Source organism: Cohnella faecalis, from assembly GCF_003570905.1.
In the GTDB taxonomy this organism is placed as follows: domain Bacteria; phylum Bacillota; class Bacilli; order Paenibacillales; family Paenibacillaceae; genus Cohnella; species Cohnella faecalis.
The window spans coordinates 22186-38066 of sequence record NZ_QXJM01000014.1 but is presented as its reverse complement, the minus strand read 5'-3'; the positions used below and the strand labels follow the sequence as shown (position 1 = coordinate 38066).

Annotated in this window: 20 protein-coding genes; all 20 read left to right on the top strand. The window is 53.8% G+C overall.

All coding sequences use genetic code 11. From position 1 onward, the window contains the following. The first annotated feature begins 30 nt into the window (after nt 1–30). The 20 genes from D3H35_RS01560 (at nt 31) to D3H35_RS01470 (ending at nt 15864) form a co-directional block, all read left to right on the top strand. A complete protein-coding gene (locus D3H35_RS01560; RefSeq protein ID WP_119147466.1) occupies nt 31–1368 on the top strand; it encodes an ABC transporter substrate-binding protein in 1338 nt (445 codons plus the stop codon). A 34-nt stretch (nt 1369–1402) separates the two neighbouring features. Beyond that, nucleotides 1403–1648, top strand: a complete 246-nt coding sequence (locus D3H35_RS01555) for a helix-turn-helix transcriptional regulator (protein WP_119147465.1) — start codon at nt 1403–1405, stop codon at nt 1646–1648. 16 nt (nt 1649–1664) lie between these two features. Next, entirely contained in the window at nt 1665–2999 is a 1335-nt protein-coding gene (locus tag D3H35_RS01550; protein ID WP_119147464.1) for an ABC transporter substrate-binding protein, read from the top strand. A gap of 139 nt (nt 3000–3138) precedes the next feature. After that, the gene (locus D3H35_RS30545; RefSeq protein ID WP_158593892.1) at nt 3139–3306 is read left to right on the top strand and encodes a hypothetical protein; all 168 of its coding nucleotides are present in this window, start codon (nt 3139–3141) and stop codon (nt 3304–3306) included. 95 nt (nt 3307–3401) lie between these two features. Then, nucleotides 3402–3896 carry a hypothetical protein gene (locus tag D3H35_RS01545; protein WP_119147463.1) on the top strand — a complete coding sequence of 165 codons (495 nt, stop codon included), beginning with the start codon at nt 3402–3404 and terminating at the stop codon, nt 3894–3896. Continuing rightward, the gene (locus D3H35_RS01540; RefSeq protein WP_119147462.1) at nt 3893–5686 is read left to right on the top strand and encodes an ATP-binding cassette domain-containing protein; all 1794 of its coding nucleotides are present in this window, start codon (nt 3893–3895) and stop codon (nt 5684–5686) included. Before D3H35_RS01545 ends, D3H35_RS01540 begins: the two co-directional genes overlap by 4 nt. Continuing rightward, nucleotides 5683–6147 (top strand): thioredoxin-like domain-containing protein, encoded by a 465-nt coding sequence (locus D3H35_RS01535; RefSeq protein WP_119147461.1) that lies wholly within the window; start codon nt 5683–5685, stop codon nt 6145–6147. Before D3H35_RS01540 ends, D3H35_RS01535 begins: the two co-directional genes overlap by 4 nt. Beyond that, nucleotides 6104–6685, top strand: a complete 582-nt coding sequence (locus D3H35_RS01530; RefSeq protein ID WP_119147460.1) for a MauE/DoxX family redox-associated membrane protein — start codon at nt 6104–6106, stop codon at nt 6683–6685. The genes D3H35_RS01535 and D3H35_RS01530 overlap by 44 nt, the downstream gene beginning before the upstream one ends. Beyond that, on the top strand, nt 6673–7164 hold the full coding sequence (locus tag D3H35_RS01525) for a hypothetical protein (protein WP_119147459.1): 492 nt from the start codon (nt 6673–6675) through the stop codon (nt 7162–7164). The genes D3H35_RS01530 and D3H35_RS01525 overlap by 13 nt, the downstream gene beginning before the upstream one ends. Beyond that, nucleotides 7136–7615: a hypothetical protein gene (locus D3H35_RS01520; RefSeq protein WP_147355704.1), complete on the top strand. Its 480-nt coding sequence runs from the start codon at nt 7136–7138 to the stop codon at nt 7613–7615. The genes D3H35_RS01525 and D3H35_RS01520 overlap by 29 nt, the downstream gene beginning before the upstream one ends. Nucleotides 7616–7924: 309 nt before the next feature. Continuing rightward, nucleotides 7925–8647, top strand: a complete 723-nt coding sequence (locus D3H35_RS01515; RefSeq protein WP_119147457.1) for a TetR/AcrR family transcriptional regulator — start codon at nt 7925–7927, stop codon at nt 8645–8647. A gap of 27 nt (nt 8648–8674) precedes the next feature. Then, the gene (gene map / locus D3H35_RS01510; RefSeq protein ID WP_119147456.1) at nt 8675–9421 is read left to right on the top strand and encodes a type I methionyl aminopeptidase; all 747 of its coding nucleotides are present in this window, start codon (nt 8675–8677) and stop codon (nt 9419–9421) included. A 266-nt stretch (nt 9422–9687) separates the two neighbouring features. Next, nucleotides 9688–10608 (top strand): PHP domain-containing protein, encoded by a 921-nt coding sequence (locus D3H35_RS01505; RefSeq protein WP_119147455.1) that lies wholly within the window; start codon nt 9688–9690, stop codon nt 10606–10608. Further along, nucleotides 10605–11237, top strand: a complete 633-nt coding sequence (locus tag D3H35_RS01500) for a DapH/DapD/GlmU-related protein (protein ID WP_119147454.1) — start codon at nt 10605–10607, stop codon at nt 11235–11237. The genes D3H35_RS01505 and D3H35_RS01500 overlap by 4 nt, the downstream gene beginning before the upstream one ends. Nucleotides 11238–11264: 27 nt before the next feature. Beyond that, complete coding sequence (locus D3H35_RS01495) at nt 11265–11984, top strand: GntR family transcriptional regulator (protein WP_119147453.1); 720 nt, start codon at nt 11265–11267, stop codon at nt 11982–11984. Then, nucleotides 11981–12406 (top strand): phosphonate C-P lyase system protein PhnG, encoded by a 426-nt coding sequence (gene phnG, locus D3H35_RS01490; RefSeq protein ID WP_119147452.1) that lies wholly within the window; start codon nt 11981–11983, stop codon nt 12404–12406. The genes D3H35_RS01495 and phnG overlap by 4 nt, the downstream gene beginning before the upstream one ends. A gap of 16 nt (nt 12407–12422) precedes the next feature. Then, nucleotides 12423–13013, top strand: coding sequence for a phosphonate C-P lyase system protein PhnH (phnH, locus tag D3H35_RS01485; protein WP_119147451.1), 591 nt, complete (start codon nt 12423–12425; stop codon nt 13011–13013). Next, the gene (locus D3H35_RS01480; protein WP_119147450.1) at nt 13013–14170 is read left to right on the top strand and encodes a carbon-phosphorus lyase complex subunit PhnI; all 1158 of its coding nucleotides are present in this window, start codon (nt 13013–13015) and stop codon (nt 14168–14170) included. Before phnH ends, D3H35_RS01480 begins: the two co-directional genes overlap by 1 nt. Next, nucleotides 14154–15005 carry an alpha-D-ribose 1-methylphosphonate 5-phosphate C-P-lyase PhnJ gene (locus D3H35_RS01475; RefSeq protein ID WP_119147449.1) on the top strand — a complete coding sequence of 284 codons (852 nt, stop codon included), beginning with the start codon at nt 14154–14156 and terminating at the stop codon, nt 15003–15005. Before D3H35_RS01480 ends, D3H35_RS01475 begins: the two co-directional genes overlap by 17 nt. Before the next feature lie 7 nt (nt 15006–15012). After that, the gene (locus tag D3H35_RS01470; RefSeq protein ID WP_119147448.1) at nt 15013–15864 is read left to right on the top strand and encodes an ATP-binding cassette domain-containing protein; all 852 of its coding nucleotides are present in this window, start codon (nt 15013–15015) and stop codon (nt 15862–15864) included. The last annotated feature ends 17 nt before the right edge of the window (nt 15865–15881 follow it).

Below are 15881 nucleotides of genomic sequence, written 5' to 3'. Positions count from 1 at the left end.
GGATGGAGAACACGAGGAGGTGCTTAGGTATTGGGAGGGCGGTTTCTTGCGTGCGTTTTGATTATGGTCACCGTATCGTTATCGGGATGCAGTGTCCTGTCCACACACAAAGATAAAGATCAGGTGGAAGGAACCTTGACGGTTCTTTATTACAATGAGACGTTGTTCGCAGAAGATTACGGCAAAAGGCTAAAAGCGGAATTTCCCGAGCTTGAGGTAAAGGTCGTTCCTACGGAAGATTTAATGACTCAAGGAAGCGGTTACATCCCATCGATTTTGGAACGAATCGATAAGGAAAAGCCCGATCTGTTCGGCTTATGGTCGCCTTTATTCGATGAGCTTGCGAACAGCAACAAGCTGTACGATCTGGATTTGCTGGAGGGAGTAGGGGACGTAGCCCAATCGTTCGATTCGGAATTTATGGCATGGATTCGAGGCAAAGCTGCCGGTAAGCTTTACGGACTGCCGCCTGCTTTTCAGAGCATGGTTCTTTATTACAACAAGGATATTTTCGATCGGTATCGAGTCGAATATCCGCGAGATCGGATGAGCTGGGAAGACGTCATGCAGCTAGCCAATCAAATCTATTCGCGCTCCGATCCCAAAAGTCCTGTGTACGGATATGCTCATTATGGCGACGAGCTGTACCCGCTTATCGAAACGATCGGTCAGACCGTCTCGTTGAATGCCGTCGACGCGAGGGGGAAAAACGTTACGATCGATTCCGAATCGTGGAGAAAGGTGTTCGAGCTTGTTCTAAACGCTTATCAAACGGGAGGGATCTATCGTCCGCCAGAGCGGCAAGACGGCAATACGGCGTCGGATTCCGTTTCCTCTCACCCTTTTATTCAAGGAAAGGCCGCTATGGCTTTCGGCGGTTCGTACTTGATCCCCATGCTGGAGCAAAGCTGGAATTCGCCAAGCGAACAGCAATTAGCTAAAAATTGGGCAGTCGTTACAGCTCCAGTCGATCCTCGAAACCCGAATCGAACGTTTTTCGCTTCCCCTTCCACGTTGTTTGCAATTCGCGCCGACACGCCGAACCAATCGCTGGCCGCCGCTGTGCTGAAATACATCGTCAGCGAAAACGCGATCCGGAGCAAATCGTTAACGCGAGACAGCATGCCCATACGCGAAGATTTGCTGAGAGACAACGATAATCGTCATCTGTCCTCGTTTTATGAACTAACGCCCGCCGATCCACCCGTGCGAAATGCTCCCGACCGCTTCTACGCCACAATGTCCTCGTTGGCTGAGGATGCCATCCAGCAAGTATTGCAGAACAAGATGTCGTTAGACGAAGCACTTGACCGTTTGCAAAAAAATGCACAGGAACAACTAGACCTCGCCAACGCTCAAGACCGGTAAATCGTAATGACTTACACGGACGGAGGGGGTTTCGTTGCAAAGCGCCGAATCAAAAGTCAACTACAGCTTTATTCTTGCGCAATCCAAGCCGTATTTGCTTTCTCCCCGCGAGACCCAGATTGTATACCTGCTCATGCAAGGCCAGTCATGCACGCAAATCGCGATCTGCTTGGACATTAGCTCGAACACGGTTCGCACGTTGGTGAAGCGGGTTTATTTGAAGATGAATGTCAGCTCGAAGACGGCTATGATTATAAAAATATTGGAATCCAACGAATAAGGTGGAGGTTCGCGGAATGGTTCGAAAGCTCGCGGCGGTTGTTGGGGGATTGGTTCTGTTGCTCGCTTCGGCATGCATGAAGGAGAAGCCGGAGGAAACGAGCTTGAAAAAAACGATCAAAGTGATGTTCAGCAGCGAAAGCGATTTCAATCAAAAATACGGGCAATATTTCGCCGCCGAATATCCGAATATCGAGATCGAGGTTATTCCGATGGGGCTTGTCACTTCGGAGCAAAAATGGCAGCTCATCCAGCAGCAAAAGCCGGACGTTTTTTTCACTTATATGAATGAGTTCGAGTTTCTTGTAAAGAATAATGCGCTCGTTAGTCTGGAACCGTTCCTGAAGGAGAACTCCTTCGACCTCGGGTCTTTGCATCCGGGCTTGATAAGCGCTTTGCGGGAGCGAGGCGGGGGCCAGCTGTTTGCGCTTCCGCTTACTTTTAATAGCATAGCCTTGATTTACAATAAACAATTGTTTGATCGCTATAAGCTGGAATATCCGCGCGACGGAATGACGTGGACCGAGGTAATGAGTCTGGCCAAAAAATTTCCGACCGACGGTCCGGAAGAAAGCAGAGTCTACGGGTTGTCCGTCGGTTCGTCGTACAGCGACAACTTGGTCGAGCTCATTCGGTATATCGGACAGACGAAAGGTCTTGCTTATTGGAATGCCGAAGGCGATCAAGTTACGCTGAACACCGAAGCGTGGAGACGCATTTATTTTGAAGCGGTCGAGCTGTTTCGTTCTGGGGCGATAAAACGGACACAACTGTCTGCCGGCGTTCAGTCTGCGAACGAGAATGAGTTTGCGAAGGGGAACACGGCGATGACGCTGGACAGCTATTACAGCGTAGCAACTGGTCTGTTGCAGGCCAGTGGCAGAGCTCCGGATCAACAAATCAAGTGGGGCATCGCAGCTTCGCCGGTTAGCGACAAGGACGGTGAAACGGGCATCTACTTCGCTTCGGACGAATTGACGGTCATCTCCGCGGAATCGGCTCAAACCAAGGAAGCGTGGGCGTTCGTCCAATATGTGAATAGCGAGGAGTACGCGCGCATTAAAAACCAATTGCTTCCTATTCCTCCACTGCTCGCGCGAACAGGGAGCATGCGGGAATTCGACGGTAATCAGCTCGACAAATTCGCTCAATTCAAGCCGAATTCACTCAACTACGTGGCATCCGATCCGCTCAAGAACGCGTTTTATAACGTATTCGAAAAAATAGCGAGCGGAAAGCTGGACGAAGTGTTGGCCGGAAAGCTGACGGTGGAAGAGGCGGTCGAGCAGCTTCAGGTTTTGGGACAGGAGGAATTAATGAAAGTGCGCTCAGCGGCTGCGGAGAAGAAATAAAAATGACGGAAATGTAACCCATAAGGGTGACATACGAATCTCGGAAAATCAAATACTATTAAGTTGATCCTATCACGGAAGCGAGGTGATAGAAATGGCCTGTCCATCCTGCAATTCGTCTTACAACGGGGGGAGTTACGTGAGTTCCAGCGACTCATGGGTAACGTATGCGTGCGACCACTCCAGAAGTTGTTTTTTGCCTCAGTACTATTACAGCTATGACGAGAAGAAGCGTACTTGCATCTATACGACGGGAACCTACACGGTTTCATGCGGAGAGTACAGTCAAGGCGGCTGCTGCGCATAATAACGAGCAACAGAAAAAACCGGCGCCATCCGGTTTTTTCTGTTGCTCGCACGTACTTTCGTTACGACCCTATGTCGAAAGGGGAGTGCACCGTGATGAATTCGGACGCTGCGAACGATCATCGCCAATTTTACAAGGGCGGCATTCAAGCGATTTATAAGCGAATCGGATCTTATCTTCCAGACCACTATCCGCTAGGGGATAACGCCGATCAAACGCTCGACTTTTCGGATCTGCGGCAATCAACGTACGGAACCGTAATGTTCACAACGGACTTCGGGTGCTCGGCTTGCAAGCTGGAGCCTGTCATTGCCTTTGCGGAACGTTATCCTTTCTTCAACTATCGCCTGTTTTTACATAACGGCGATGAGACGCTTGAACGGATGAAGGAGCTCCGTTCCTTGGGTATGCCGATCGAAGTATGTCATTTGGGAGACATTGCCCCGATTTTGTCGAGTCTTGCCCCGGCGGCGTTTGCGATTAACAGCCAATTGCAAATTGTGAGCTGCGGCATCTACCGCGACTTGGACGATCTGGAGCAGATTGCGTACCCCTTCATCCGTGTTAGCAAGAAGTCTGTACCGATATGAATTCGCTTCGGCGCTACTTTTCTTTTTGCCAGGAATCCTTCTTGCTAGTCTGGAACAAAAGAAAGGGCTACGTTATTGCGGGATTTATACTAGGAATTTGTTTATCCGTTCAGACGCTCGTTACCGTCCGGCTGTCGAAGGCGGTCATTGACAGTCTGACAAGCGGGCATGCGCAAGCCTTTTATATGCTGCTAGTCAGCCTGATGCTTTTCAGAATCGTTGCGGATTGTATGTATTCGTGGAAAGATCATCTGGATCGCACAATGGATCGCGTTGTTCAATTGGATGTCAAATCGGATTTCGTGGATTCCCTTTCGAAGCTTGACCTGCTCGCGAAGGAGCATCCCGCGTTTATGCAGCGATCTTCCGAGTGGGAGCTCGCAAGCGGCAAACGGGCAGGCGTGTATCAGCGATTAAACGCCATCGTCCAGAACGTCGTCATTCTGCTATTGAACAATGTGTTTCTTCTGGCAACGCATTGGCTCGTTCCGCTATTCGTATTGTCCATCGCGATAGCGAGAATAGCGATCGATTACAAAATCGTTCCGAAACGTCTAAAGCTGACTTCGCTTTCGCAAAAAAACATCGTCGAGACAGGCTATTTTTACAACCTTCTGACCGGAGGCCCGCATCAAAAAGAGCTTACGGTGATGGGCGTTTTTCCATTTATGAAAGCCAAATGGCTCGCAAAAGCGAATGAAGCGTCCGGCTTTCAAGGACAGATGGATTCGCTTTCGATTCGCGCCAGATATTTTTCGGGAACCGTGTCAACGCTTGGCACGACGGCGGTCATGGGCATCGTCGGAACGCAGGTGTTCGCGTCATCATTGACGTTGGGAGACTATGTGGCGATCACGATGGCCATTGGTCTTGTAGAAGGAAGTATCGTAACGATTTTTCAACAGTTCGTGCATATTTATGAAGACCTGAAATACGTTTCCGGCGTTTCTACCTCATCTGACGAGCATCATTTGCCTGCGAATACGTCTCGTTCCATTGCCCCTTTCCCTTCCTTCCGGCAAATCGAAGTCAAAAATCTATCGTTCACGTATCCAAATTCGAACAAGCCTGCGTTGAATAATATAAGCTTTACGATTCGGCAAGGCGAAAAATGGGCGATTCTCGGCGACAATGCGGCGGGGAAATCGACCTTGATCAAGCTGCTGATCGGTTTGTATCGGCCTCCGAACGAAACCGTCTACTACGACGGGATCAAGCAGGAGCAATTGAACATGGACGAGCTGTGGAAAAACACAAGCGTCCTCTTTCAGGATTTTAAGCAATACATGCTTTCGGTAAAAGAGAACGTAAGTCTGGGCGTTGCCGAAGAGTTGTGCCGCGAGGACAGGATCAAGAGCATGCTCGGCAAAGTCGGGCTCCCGAACGTGCTCCGCATGGCCAAAGGCATCGATACCCGGTTAGGGTGGCTTAGCGACGATTCGATCAACCTTTCGGGAGGAGAGTGGCAAAGGCTCGTGCTGGCCCGAACGTGGATGAAAAATGCCGATCTCGTCATTTTTGATGAACCGACCTCCGCGCTGGACCCGAACAGCGAGCTCGAGCTGCTTCAGGAAATGCTGAATTTAGCCGAGCGCAAGACGTTAATCGTCATTTCGCATCGCGTTGGCATTGCAAGCAAGGTCGACCACATTTTGTTGATGCGCAACGGTCAAATTATCGAATCCGGAACGCATGAGCTGTTGTTAAAGCAGAGAGGGGCTTATTTTGAAATGTGGGAGAAGCAAGCCGAGTGGTACGTCGGCAAATCGAAGGAGGGGATGACGGGATGAGGCATGCAGACTCGCAATCGATCAAAACGGTTAAAAAAACGGCGGATACGGGGCTTCCCCTTCATGATGAAGTACCGGCCTTGGACGTCATCGATTCGGGCTTCCGCAAGTTTTGCGTACAGGAGTACATTAGGGGGGCGAAAAGCGCTTTGTTTTTCGTATCCGTCACCTGCATCCATTGCGTCGACTTACTGCCCTATCTCTCCGAAATCGAGGAGCAACGGCAATTCCGCATTTTGTTGTTCTCTGCGGGGGAGAGGGAGGATCATGAGGCGATGGTCGATTTTTTCGGATGGACGTTTCCCGTTGTTAGCATGAACTCGTCGGAGATGAAGGCATTGTTCCAGGTGGAATATTTGCCCTTTGCCATTGTCGCGAATGAGCAAGGAATCGTATCCAGCAAAGGAGTTCTTTACAATGCCAACGACTTTGGGCTTCTTGTCCGGCATAGCCGGGAATGAGTGGCTTCACCCGGCTAAGCTATCGTCATACGTGTTCGAATTTGTGTTCGCTCTGTCCGCGATAAGCAAAATGATGGATTTGGCAAGCTTTCGGCGTGCGGTTACGGATTTTCGAATCGTCGGAGCAGACAAGGCGCATGGGGCGGCGAATGCCGTCGTTGTCTCCGAAGGCTTGATCGGCTTGGGCTTGCTGATCGTTCCGGGAGAAACCGTATTGCTAGCGGCGGCATGGCTCATGCTAGGGAGCTTTACGTGGCTGGCGGCAAAAGCATGGCGCCGGCAACTGCACATAGACTGCTCCTGCTTCGGAAGTCGAAATCGTCCGACAAGGTGGGGGCTCGCTTTTATTCGAAATGTCACATTGATTTTGACGGCATCCGTAGGGTGCTGCTATTCGAATTTCGACGTTCCTGTCACGCTGCCTAATGTAATTTTCGGCTTGAGCATACTGTGCGGCGTTTTGATGCATGTCTCGGTCAGGGAAGCCATTGGCATTTATCGGCTAAACCGGGGGCGGGGGGAGTCATGGAAAATATAGGGCAGCAAGCGTCGTATGTCGTGCTGTGGCTGCTGCTTGTAGCTATGTGTTCCATACTGCTTTTTGTATTGAAGGAGATGAACCGCTTAAAGAGGGAGCTGCAAATACAGTGGACGGCATTCATGGCGAATGACACGATTTCGAAAAGCCCTGTCGTACTGTTCGGGAGCAGCGACATTTGGCTTTTTATCGATCATAAGCATCCGCATAACGATATTCACATTCAAAAGGCGAGGCAAGCATGCAAGGGGCATCGTATGTTGATTGTTCTGATCGGCCCGCAATGGAAAGCGAATGCGCTCCAAAAAAAGCTGCAAGATCAGACGATCTGGGTTGACGAGAAAGGCAAGCTGGCCCAATTGTTCCGGGTGACGCATTTTCCTCAAGCCATAACGATCGGGAACGATTTCCGATACCAATCGCTCAAATGGACGGAAGAGGGGATGAGTGATGAAGGGTCAACTGCTGGTGTGCGATGATATTCAATTCGACCGAGCCGAAAAAAGCCATCGATTAGGAAAAGTGATCAATGCCATGCATGCGTCCGTGTTGCCTTACGTGGAAACGCTGCACATTTTTGCAAAGCTGAGCGAAATTCCGGCACACGAAACGATCGACATCGTGATTACGATTCGCGACGAAGAGGAGGAAACAATCGGTATGCTGGAGTCGTTTGCAACGCGCAATCATCGTTCCGAAGACCAGCCTCCGGGAGTAGATATTAGCACGACAATCGCCGCGACGATATGCTTGACCGGGCCGATTCAAATCGATTTGTATGCGAACGGCGAATGGCTTGATCGGTATTCATTGGTTGTCCGGCTTCAGCATGTCGCGGGAGAGGTTGTTCCTGATAAACGGATCATCTCTCTGGAAACTTCGCATCTCCTGGGTATTGATATAGATACCCGTTTTCCAACTCGACAATAGAAAGCTTTCTGGCAGACGAACGACGGCCGCGGCTTTGGATTAACGATCCCGACGGAAAGGGTGAAAAGACGTGTCGATTCGCTTCCACAGGCGCTTGGGCGGTTACGCCATCGCCGGTTACCTTTACGGCCAAGTAATCTAATCGACGGCAGCACGAATGAAAGACGTCTTCCTCCGGTCGTGAAACCGGAGGAAGACTTTTTTTTGGCATAAACCGCCTTGAATAGTAACTAATCTCTTGTTATTCGCAAGCTGATGTTTTATATTGACATGATAGTAGGTCAATAACAAAAGAGGTGTACGGACGAGATGACTCCACGCACGAAGGAACAAAACGAAGAGATCCGGCTGCTGCGTCTGGCGCAAATTCGTAAAGCCGCTGCCGATGTGTTTTTGAATAAAGGACCTTTACTGGAAATCCGCGATGTGGCCGCGCAGGCGGGACTCGGCTATGGCACGGTATATCATTATTACAGCAATAAGGGCGATTTGCTTTACGAACTGCTTTGGGACGCGTTGGAGCGGGCCGGGGAATGGCTGGAGGTTCCGCGCGCTTCAGCTTCGGAGGAGGCGACGGCGGGCGGGCATTTCGGCTGGGCTGCTGCGGCGGACACCGGGAACTCCGCTGCCGCGGATTCTCGAATCGGAAGCCGCGAAACGGCCGCTGCCGCAGAGCTTGGTCCCGTCGCCGCCGCCGGCGTCCGGCTGCTGCAGCTTTGGGCGGAGGACCACGCCTTGTACCTGCTGCATAAGCTGGCCGGCGAGGGCTTCGCCTCGTTGCCTGAAGCGCGCTCGACCCCGCTCTCGACTGCCTTTCGCCGGGAGGTGCTCGCGCCTTTTGTCGCGCTACTGGAAACCGGGCGTGCGGCGGACGAGGCTGACGCTTCCGGCGGAAACGCGGCGGAGCCGCCGGATCGGCTGCAGCGCGCGGAAATGCTGCTGGCCGCCTTGGTCGGCTGCGCCTCGGTTTCGCTTCGCCGCGGAAAGCTGCACGAGGAGGCCAGGGATATCGCCCTGCTTTTAAAATTATAGAATGGCTAGGGAGCGAATAAACAAAAGATGATCATTTTAAAATCACCTAGAGAAATCGAAGAGATGAAGCCGGCGAGCCAAATCGTTGCGGACTGCTACCGCGAGGTGGCCAAATTGATCGAGCCTGGAATCACCACCCGGGAAATCAACGACTTTGTTGCCAGACACATCATCAAGCTGGGCGGCAAGCAGTTTACGAAAGGGTACAACGGTTTCCCCGCCGAAACCTGCACTTCGGTCAACGATGTGGTGGCCCACGGCATTCCTTCGAACAGGGTGCTTATGGACGGTGACTTGCTGAAGCTCGACATCGTCGCGGAATACGGCGGATGGCTCGGCGATTCGTGCTGGTGCTATGCGGTGGGCAATATCCGGCCGGAGGCGCAAAAATTAATGAAAGTGACAAAAGAATGCTTGGATCTGGGCATCGCTCGGGCGCTCCCCGGGGGCCGGCTCGGCGACATAACGTCGGCGATTCAACAGCATGCGGAAGCGAACGGGTTTTCGGTCGTACGCGATCTGCTGGCACACGGGATCGGGCGAAGCCTGCACGAGGAGCCAAACTACGAGCATATCGGCGCAGCCGGCAAAGGCATTCGGTTAAAGGAAGGCATGGTGTTTACGATTGAACCGATGATCAACGAAGGTACGTTCCGTATCACGATTGACGATGATCAATGGACGGCGAGATCGGCCGACGGCAAGTTGTCGGCTCAATATGAGCATACGATCGCAGTCACGCCGGACGGGCCGCTGATTTTAACTGCCCATTAAGGATAGAGACGACAACTTCGATTCTTACCTATTATAAGCACGGAATATGAGTCGGGGTGCCTGGATGGGCTCGAAACCACCGAGCGATTGTCTGCCAAATTGAAGACGTAATCTAACAAGCCGCGAATATCGCGGTTTTTTCTATTTTACCCATAATTCCGAGGTTTAACGGTATTTTTACACGGTACTTACATTGGGATGACCCGTCGGACTTGGCACCAAGTTAGGCTTGCTTCACAGGCCGAAAGACGAAGGGATGATGCCGAATGAAAACGGAACTGCATTGCCATACGAGGCTGTCGGACGGGTCGTTTACTTTTGACGAAATACTGGCGTCGGCGATCGATAAGGGCATCTCTTGCTTGGCGATCACCAATCATGATACGACTCGCGACTTGGAAGAGATGCGCGTCAAAGGACTTGCAAGAGGAGTCGAGATCATTCCCGGCATCGAAATCTCGGCTTACGATTTTGCGAGAAACCGCAGAGTCCATATTCTCGGGTATTATATCGATCCGGCAAGCCCGGCTATCGAGGCTCTATGCGCGCCTCTGCTGGAGCAGCGCCATCAAGGCTGTTTATCGTCGATCGCCAACCTGATCGAAGCCGGTTACGACATCTCGTTGGAGGACGTCCTGACCTACGCGGAAGGCGGGACGGGAATCTACAAACAACATATTATGCATGCCCTTATCGATAAAGGATATGCGACGGCGATCTATGGAGACTTATACAAACAATTGTTCTCCCGCGGGGAGAACGGTGAGCAGCCCGGCATCGCCTACGTCAAGACGACCTACGTTTCCGCAGTCGACGCCATCCGAGTCATCCTTCAAGCGGGGGGCGTTCCGGTGCTCGCCCACCCCGGTCAATACCGAAGCTTCGAAGCGTTGCCTGAATTGGTCAAAAACGGGCTGCGGGGCATCGAGGTATGGCATCCGCTGAACGGTCCGACCGACGAAGCGATGGCCGCTTGCCTGGCTAAGGAATACGGTCTTGTGATGACCGGAGGCTCCGATTTTCACGGAATCTACGGAGAGCGGGAAACGGATTTGGGCAGCAAGTGCCCGGGCGCGGAAGCGATTCTGGCGATGAAAGCTATTGCGTCGAAGCCCGCCCCCGCATCCATGACGGTATCCAAGCCAATGTCCGATCCAGGCTTTCGCGAAGGAGCTGTCAGCAAATGAAATCTATTCACCAAACCCATGCCCAAACGCCTCTGTCCGCGGAACCCTCCATTCATCCGAGCAGCCAAATCTGGAATAGCCATGCCGGAGAGTGGACATCCGTCGGCCCCCACAACAAAATCATCGAGTCCCGAATCGGAGATTACACGTACACGATGGACGACGTGACGATGAATTACGCCGAAGTCGGCAAGTTCACTTCGATCGCCTCGCATGTGTGCATTAACCCGGTCGACCACCCGATGGATCGGGTAACGCAGCATCATATGACTTACCGTCGAGCTTCGTATGGATTCGATGAGACGGATGACGAGCGATTTTTCGATTGGCGCCGGGGCAATCGCGTCTCCATCGGACACGACGTATGGATCGGGCACGGCGCGATCGTAATGAAAGGCGTAACGATCGGGACTGGCGCGGTCGTCGGCTCCGGCGCGGTCGTCACGAAAGACGTCGAGCCCTACGCCGTCGTGGTCGGTGTCGCCGCCCGGCAGATTAAGTCCCGTTTTCCGAAGGAAATCGTCGACTCCTTGCTTCGTATCGCTTGGTGGGACTGGCCCCGGGATACGCTCATGGAGAGGTTTGGCGAATTGGACGACACGCTCGCTTTTGTTCGCAAGTACGGCTGATTCCAACGAACGGGGAGGCGCTGAACAATGTCCGAAGAAATGGATATTTTGGATCACATGATCGAAAGCATTCAATCCGGCACTTACGAGCCCGACGACAAGCTGCCATCGGAGAACGAGTTCGCGGAGCGGTTTAAGGTGCCCCGGATGACGGTCCGCAAAGCGTACTTGCGCCTTCAGGAGCTTGGCTACGCCTACTCCATGCAAGGCAAAGGCAACTTCGTTAAGGATCGGCATCAGCGGATTCCCCTCGCGTTATCGTCGCGCGAAAGCTTCAGCCGGAAAATGAAGGATTTGGGCTTCGACTACGAATCGCGGAATCTGTTCTGCGATCAGATCGAAACGAACAACAAAATCTACGAGGCGCTGGGCGCGGAAGAAGGGGGGCGGGTGTTTCGCGTAGGACGGCTTCGCCTCATCGACAAACAGCCGATCGCCTTGCATATCTCGTACGTATCCGAGTCGTTGTTCCCCGATATCGGCACCGTCGGCCGCGAGATCACGTCGATGTATGAGTTCTATGAAAGCCGGGGGTACCACACCTTCCGTTATACCCAGAGTCTGCTCAGCGTAACGTTTCCGTCCAAGTACGAAAGGGAGCTGTTCGCCTGCGCCGGCGTCAATCCGCTTCTGGTGCTGGAATCGGAGCATATCGACGACGTATCGGGCAACACGCTGGAATACAGCAAGATCATGTATCGGGAGATTTTTTCACCTATGTCGTATGAGGGGGTAGGAGCAGCATGAAGCGCAAACGGAGAACGGAAATTCTCGTGAACGGATCGGCCGAAGTCGCAGCCGCCATGGCCGACGAAATTCGCGAACGCTACGAGGTCGTCGTCGTCGAAGAGCCGAACCATGGGCTGGTCATGGTTAAAGTGAGAGAAACCGCGCGGAACAGCTTATTTTATTTGGGCGAGGTGCTCGTCACGGAGTGCAAGGTTCGGATCGGGAATGCCGTCGGAGTAGGGATCGTCAAAGGAGACGAACCGCTAAAGGCTGCTGATCTGGCCGTCATCGATGCGGCGTACGCGGCGGAGCTGAGCGAAACGTCGGCGTGGACGGCCCGGCTGCAGTCGGAGAACGAGCGATTGGAAGCGGAGCGGTCCGCCGCTTTTGCAGATCTGCTTCGGACCCAAGTCAGCTTCGAAACGATGGATACGGATTAAGGGGAGTGCATCTTGGATGATAGATCGGATTCATGACATACAGAGCGCCTATCGGAAGCTAGTCGATTCCCTTTCCCGGCCCGGCTTGGTCTCGGACCTCTCGCCGGAGGCGGGGAAGCTTCCGGGGAACGACGATTGCTTGCCTGCAACGAAGATTTTGGCGTTGATGCTGCTGGATACGGAAGTCAGGTTCAAAGTGTTTTCCGAGCGGGAGGCGGAGGTCGCTCACGGCTTCGCTCAACTGACCTACGCGAAAAATACGGAAGCGAGCGAGGCGGATTTCCTGTTCGTGCTGAACGATGCGAAGCCGGGAGAGCTTCGGCGCGCGTTAAGCGAAGCAAGCGCGGGGGATTTGCAGAATCCGAACCGGTCCGCGACGATTATCGTCGAGACGCGGGGAATATCCGGCGAGGCGGGGCTTCGGTTGACCGGTCCGGGAATCGAGACCGAAGCCTTCGCCGACGTTCGGACGGTGGACGAATGGGTAGAGCTGCGAGCGGAAAGGAACGAAGAATTTCCTCTCGGCGTCGATCTGATTTTCGTGGATGCCGACCACCGTCTCCTCGCCCTGCCCAGAACGACAAGGGCGACAAGGGAGGTTATTTAATGGGTTACGTAGCGGTCAAGGGCGGCACGCGAGCCATCGAGGAATCGCTCCGGCGATTGCAGTACGAGAGGCTTCGCGAGGGACGCGCCATCGATGTCGATTCGGTTCGGATGGGGATGAGGGGACTCGTCGATCAGGTCATGTCGGAGAGCAGCCTGTACGACGAGACGCTTGCGGCGCTGGCCATCAAGCAGGCGGAAGGGAATCCGGAGGAAGCGGTATTCCTGCTGAGGGCTTATCGGTCCACTCTCCCGCGCAAGCATTACTCTCTCGCGGTCCATTCCGCAGAGATGCGGGTCGAGAGGCGAATATCGGCATCGTTCAAAGACATCCCCGGCGGTCAAATCTTGGGTGCGTCCGCGGACTATTCCCACCGATTGCTGGACTTTGACCTCATTGATGAGACGGAATCGACGATTAGGGACTGGCTTCGGGAATTCAGGAGCGCGGCGAAAACGGATCAAGCGGCTCGGAGCTCGGCAACGGGAAGCGATCGGCTGCCCAAGGTGCTGGATTATCTTCGCAAGGAGGGGCTGATCGCCGCTTGCCCGGCAAACGACGCCGAACCGAACGATGTGACGCGTACGAGCCTCGCTTTTCCCGCGAGCCGGAGCGAGAAGCTTCAAATTTTGACAAGAGGGCAGACGGGTGCCGTCACCTCGCTCGCCTATGCGGTCATCCGCGGCTACGGAATGGTTCACCCCACGGTGGGCGAGCTGCGGGTCGGACAGCTTCCGGTGTACGTGAGCCCGCCTCTCGATGTCGACGGCGAGGATGAAGACTCCTATTATATCGGCGAGATCAAGGTGACGGAGGTCGAGATGCTCATTCCCGCCGTCGCGGAGAAGGAACAAGGCCGGAAGGAGCTGGAGCTCGATTTCGGATACGGGCTATGCTTCGGCCAGAACGAGACGAAGGCGATCGCCATGAGCATTCTGGACAAGAGCCTGGAGGGCGGCGACAAGAGCATCCCGACGCAGAACGAGGAATTCGTGCTCTACCATATCGATTCGGTCGAATCGACGGGATTTATCTCTCATCTGAAAATGCCGCATTACGTGACATTCCAGTCGAAGCTGAACGACGTCCGCAAAACGCGGCAAGCGCAACCGACTGAGGAGCCTCAAGGGGGAAATGTATATGCCAACTCACTATAACTTCGCATTCTTCGACGAAGGCTCCAAACGGGAGATTCGCAGGGCGACGCTGAAGGCAATCGCGATACCGGGCTTTCAGGTTCCGTTCGCTTCGCGGGAAATGCCGATAGGCCGCGGTTGGGGAACGGGAGGGCTTCAGCTCACCCTGTCTCTAATCGGTAAGAACGATACGCTTAAGGTGATCGATCAAGGCGCGGACGAATCGGTCAACGCGGTGAGCATCAAGAAGCTGATCGGCAAGACGACGGGCGTTTTGACCGTAGATGAGACGGACCGGGCCACGCTCATCCAGTCTCGTCACCGCGTTCCGGAAGTTCCTTTACGGGCGGGGCAAATCTTGGTCCTTCAGGTTCCGATGCCCGAGCCGCTCCGGCCGTACGAGCCGAGCGAGCTAGAGACAAAGCGGCTTCACGGGGAGAAGGAATATAGCGGCGCTTGGCTCATGCTGTTCGAGCAGATCATGAAATACCGAAGCGTATCGACCGGCGCCGATCATCCCGTTATGGTCCACGACAGGTACGTTATGGCGCCGAGTCCGATTCCGAAGTTCGACAATCCAAAGCTCGACCGTTCGGAAGCGCTGATTTTGCTGGGAGCGGGCCGGGAGAAGAAGATCTACGCCGTTCCGCCCTACACGCGAGTCGTGTCGCTGGCGTTCGAGGACGTACCGTTCGAGCCCGAGACGTTCCGGGATCACGCCTGCAAGCTGTGCGGAGCCACGGAAGTGTTCATGGACGAATTATACGACGAGGAAGCGGATGCCGCGTACTTCCAATGCAACGATACGAGCAACTGCCTGGATAGAAGAAATCGACAGCAATCGCAATCGAGGTGACGAAGATATGAGTTCACTAGCTATGGATGCCCCGATCTTGACGGTCCACGACTTGAACAAGCAATTCGGAGACGGATGCATACGATGCGCAGGCGGAGCAGACCGACGGTTGGAGAAAAATTATTGCCCGGCTTGCGGCACCGTCTATTCTTGCCAAAATCTATCGTTCGAGCTGTACCCCGGGGAAGTGCTCGGCGTCGTCGGGGAGAGCGGAAGCGGAAAATCGACCCTCATGCGCGCATTGTATTTCGATCAACAGGTGACGAGCGGTGAAGCTTACCTCTCCTGTTACAAAGACGGCCTAAGCAACCTGTTCGCACAATCCTCCCAACAGCAGCGGTACATTCGCAATCATCTGATGGGCATGGTGTATCAGAATCCGTTGGCGGGGCTTCGGATGGGCTTCTCTTCCATCGGCAATATCGCGGAGAAGATGATCGCCGCCGGCAACCGGAACGTGGCCGCGATGGAAACCAGGGGAAGCGACCTCTTGGAGCGCGTGCACATCCCCCTCTACCGAAGGAAGGAAGCGCCGAAGAATTTCTCCGGCGGCATGCAGCAGCGCGTGCAGATCGCAAAGGCCATGTCCAACAATCCGCCGATTCTGCTGCTCGACGAAGTGACGACGGGACTTGATTTGTCCGTTCAAGCGAACGTGCTGGATCTGATCAAGCACCTGCAGCGGGAGCTCGGCATCAGCATGCTCCTCGTCTCGCACGACCTCGGCGTTATCCGCATGATGGCCGACCGGACGCTGGTGATGCTGGACGGCAAGGTGGTCGAGCAAGGACTCACCGATCAGATCCTGGAAGATCCGCAGCACGCCTATACGCAGCAGCTTGTTCATTCCTTGCTGTAATTTCATACCGGAGAGGG

Coding starts and splice junctions, on each gene's coding strand:
- phnH (WP_119147451.1), top strand. CDS start 12,423: ATGATAGATCGGATTCATGACATACAGAGCGCCTATCGGAAGCTAGTC.
- D3H35_RS01545 (WP_119147463.1), top strand. CDS start 3,402: ATGAATTCGGACGCTGCGAACGATCATCGCCAATTTTACAAGGGCGGC.
- D3H35_RS01505 (WP_119147455.1), top strand. CDS start 9,688: ATGAAAACGGAACTGCATTGCCATACGAGGCTGTCGGACGGGTCGTTT.
- phnG (WP_119147452.1), top strand. CDS start 11,981: ATGAAGCGCAAACGGAGAACGGAAATTCTCGTGAACGGATCGGCCGAA.
- D3H35_RS01515 (WP_119147457.1), top strand. CDS start 7,925: ATGACTCCACGCACGAAGGAACAAAACGAAGAGATCCGGCTGCTGCGT.
- D3H35_RS01540 (WP_119147462.1), top strand. CDS start 3,893: ATGAATTCGCTTCGGCGCTACTTTTCTTTTTGCCAGGAATCCTTCTTG.
- D3H35_RS01520 (WP_147355704.1), top strand. CDS start 7,136: ATGAAGGGTCAACTGCTGGTGTGCGATGATATTCAATTCGACCGAGCC.
- D3H35_RS01495 (WP_119147453.1), top strand. CDS start 11,265: ATGTCCGAAGAAATGGATATTTTGGATCACATGATCGAAAGCATTCAA.
- D3H35_RS01475 (WP_119147449.1), top strand. CDS start 14,154: ATGCCAACTCACTATAACTTCGCATTCTTCGACGAAGGCTCCAAACGG.
- D3H35_RS01525 (WP_119147459.1), top strand. CDS start 6,673: ATGGAAAATATAGGGCAGCAAGCGTCGTATGTCGTGCTGTGGCTGCTG.
- D3H35_RS01530 (WP_119147460.1), top strand. CDS start 6,104: ATGCCAACGACTTTGGGCTTCTTGTCCGGCATAGCCGGGAATGAGTGG.
- map (WP_119147456.1), top strand. CDS start 8,675: ATGATCATTTTAAAATCACCTAGAGAAATCGAAGAGATGAAGCCGGCG.
- D3H35_RS01470 (WP_119147448.1), top strand. CDS start 15,013: ATGAGTTCACTAGCTATGGATGCCCCGATCTTGACGGTCCACGACTTG.
- D3H35_RS01480 (WP_119147450.1), top strand. CDS start 13,013: ATGGGTTACGTAGCGGTCAAGGGCGGCACGCGAGCCATCGAGGAATCG.
- D3H35_RS01500 (WP_119147454.1), top strand. CDS start 10,605: ATGAAATCTATTCACCAAACCCATGCCCAAACGCCTCTGTCCGCGGAA.
- D3H35_RS01550 (WP_119147464.1), top strand. CDS start 1,665: ATGGTTCGAAAGCTCGCGGCGGTTGTTGGGGGATTGGTTCTGTTGCTC.
- D3H35_RS01535 (WP_119147461.1), top strand. CDS start 5,683: ATGAGGCATGCAGACTCGCAATCGATCAAAACGGTTAAAAAAACGGCG.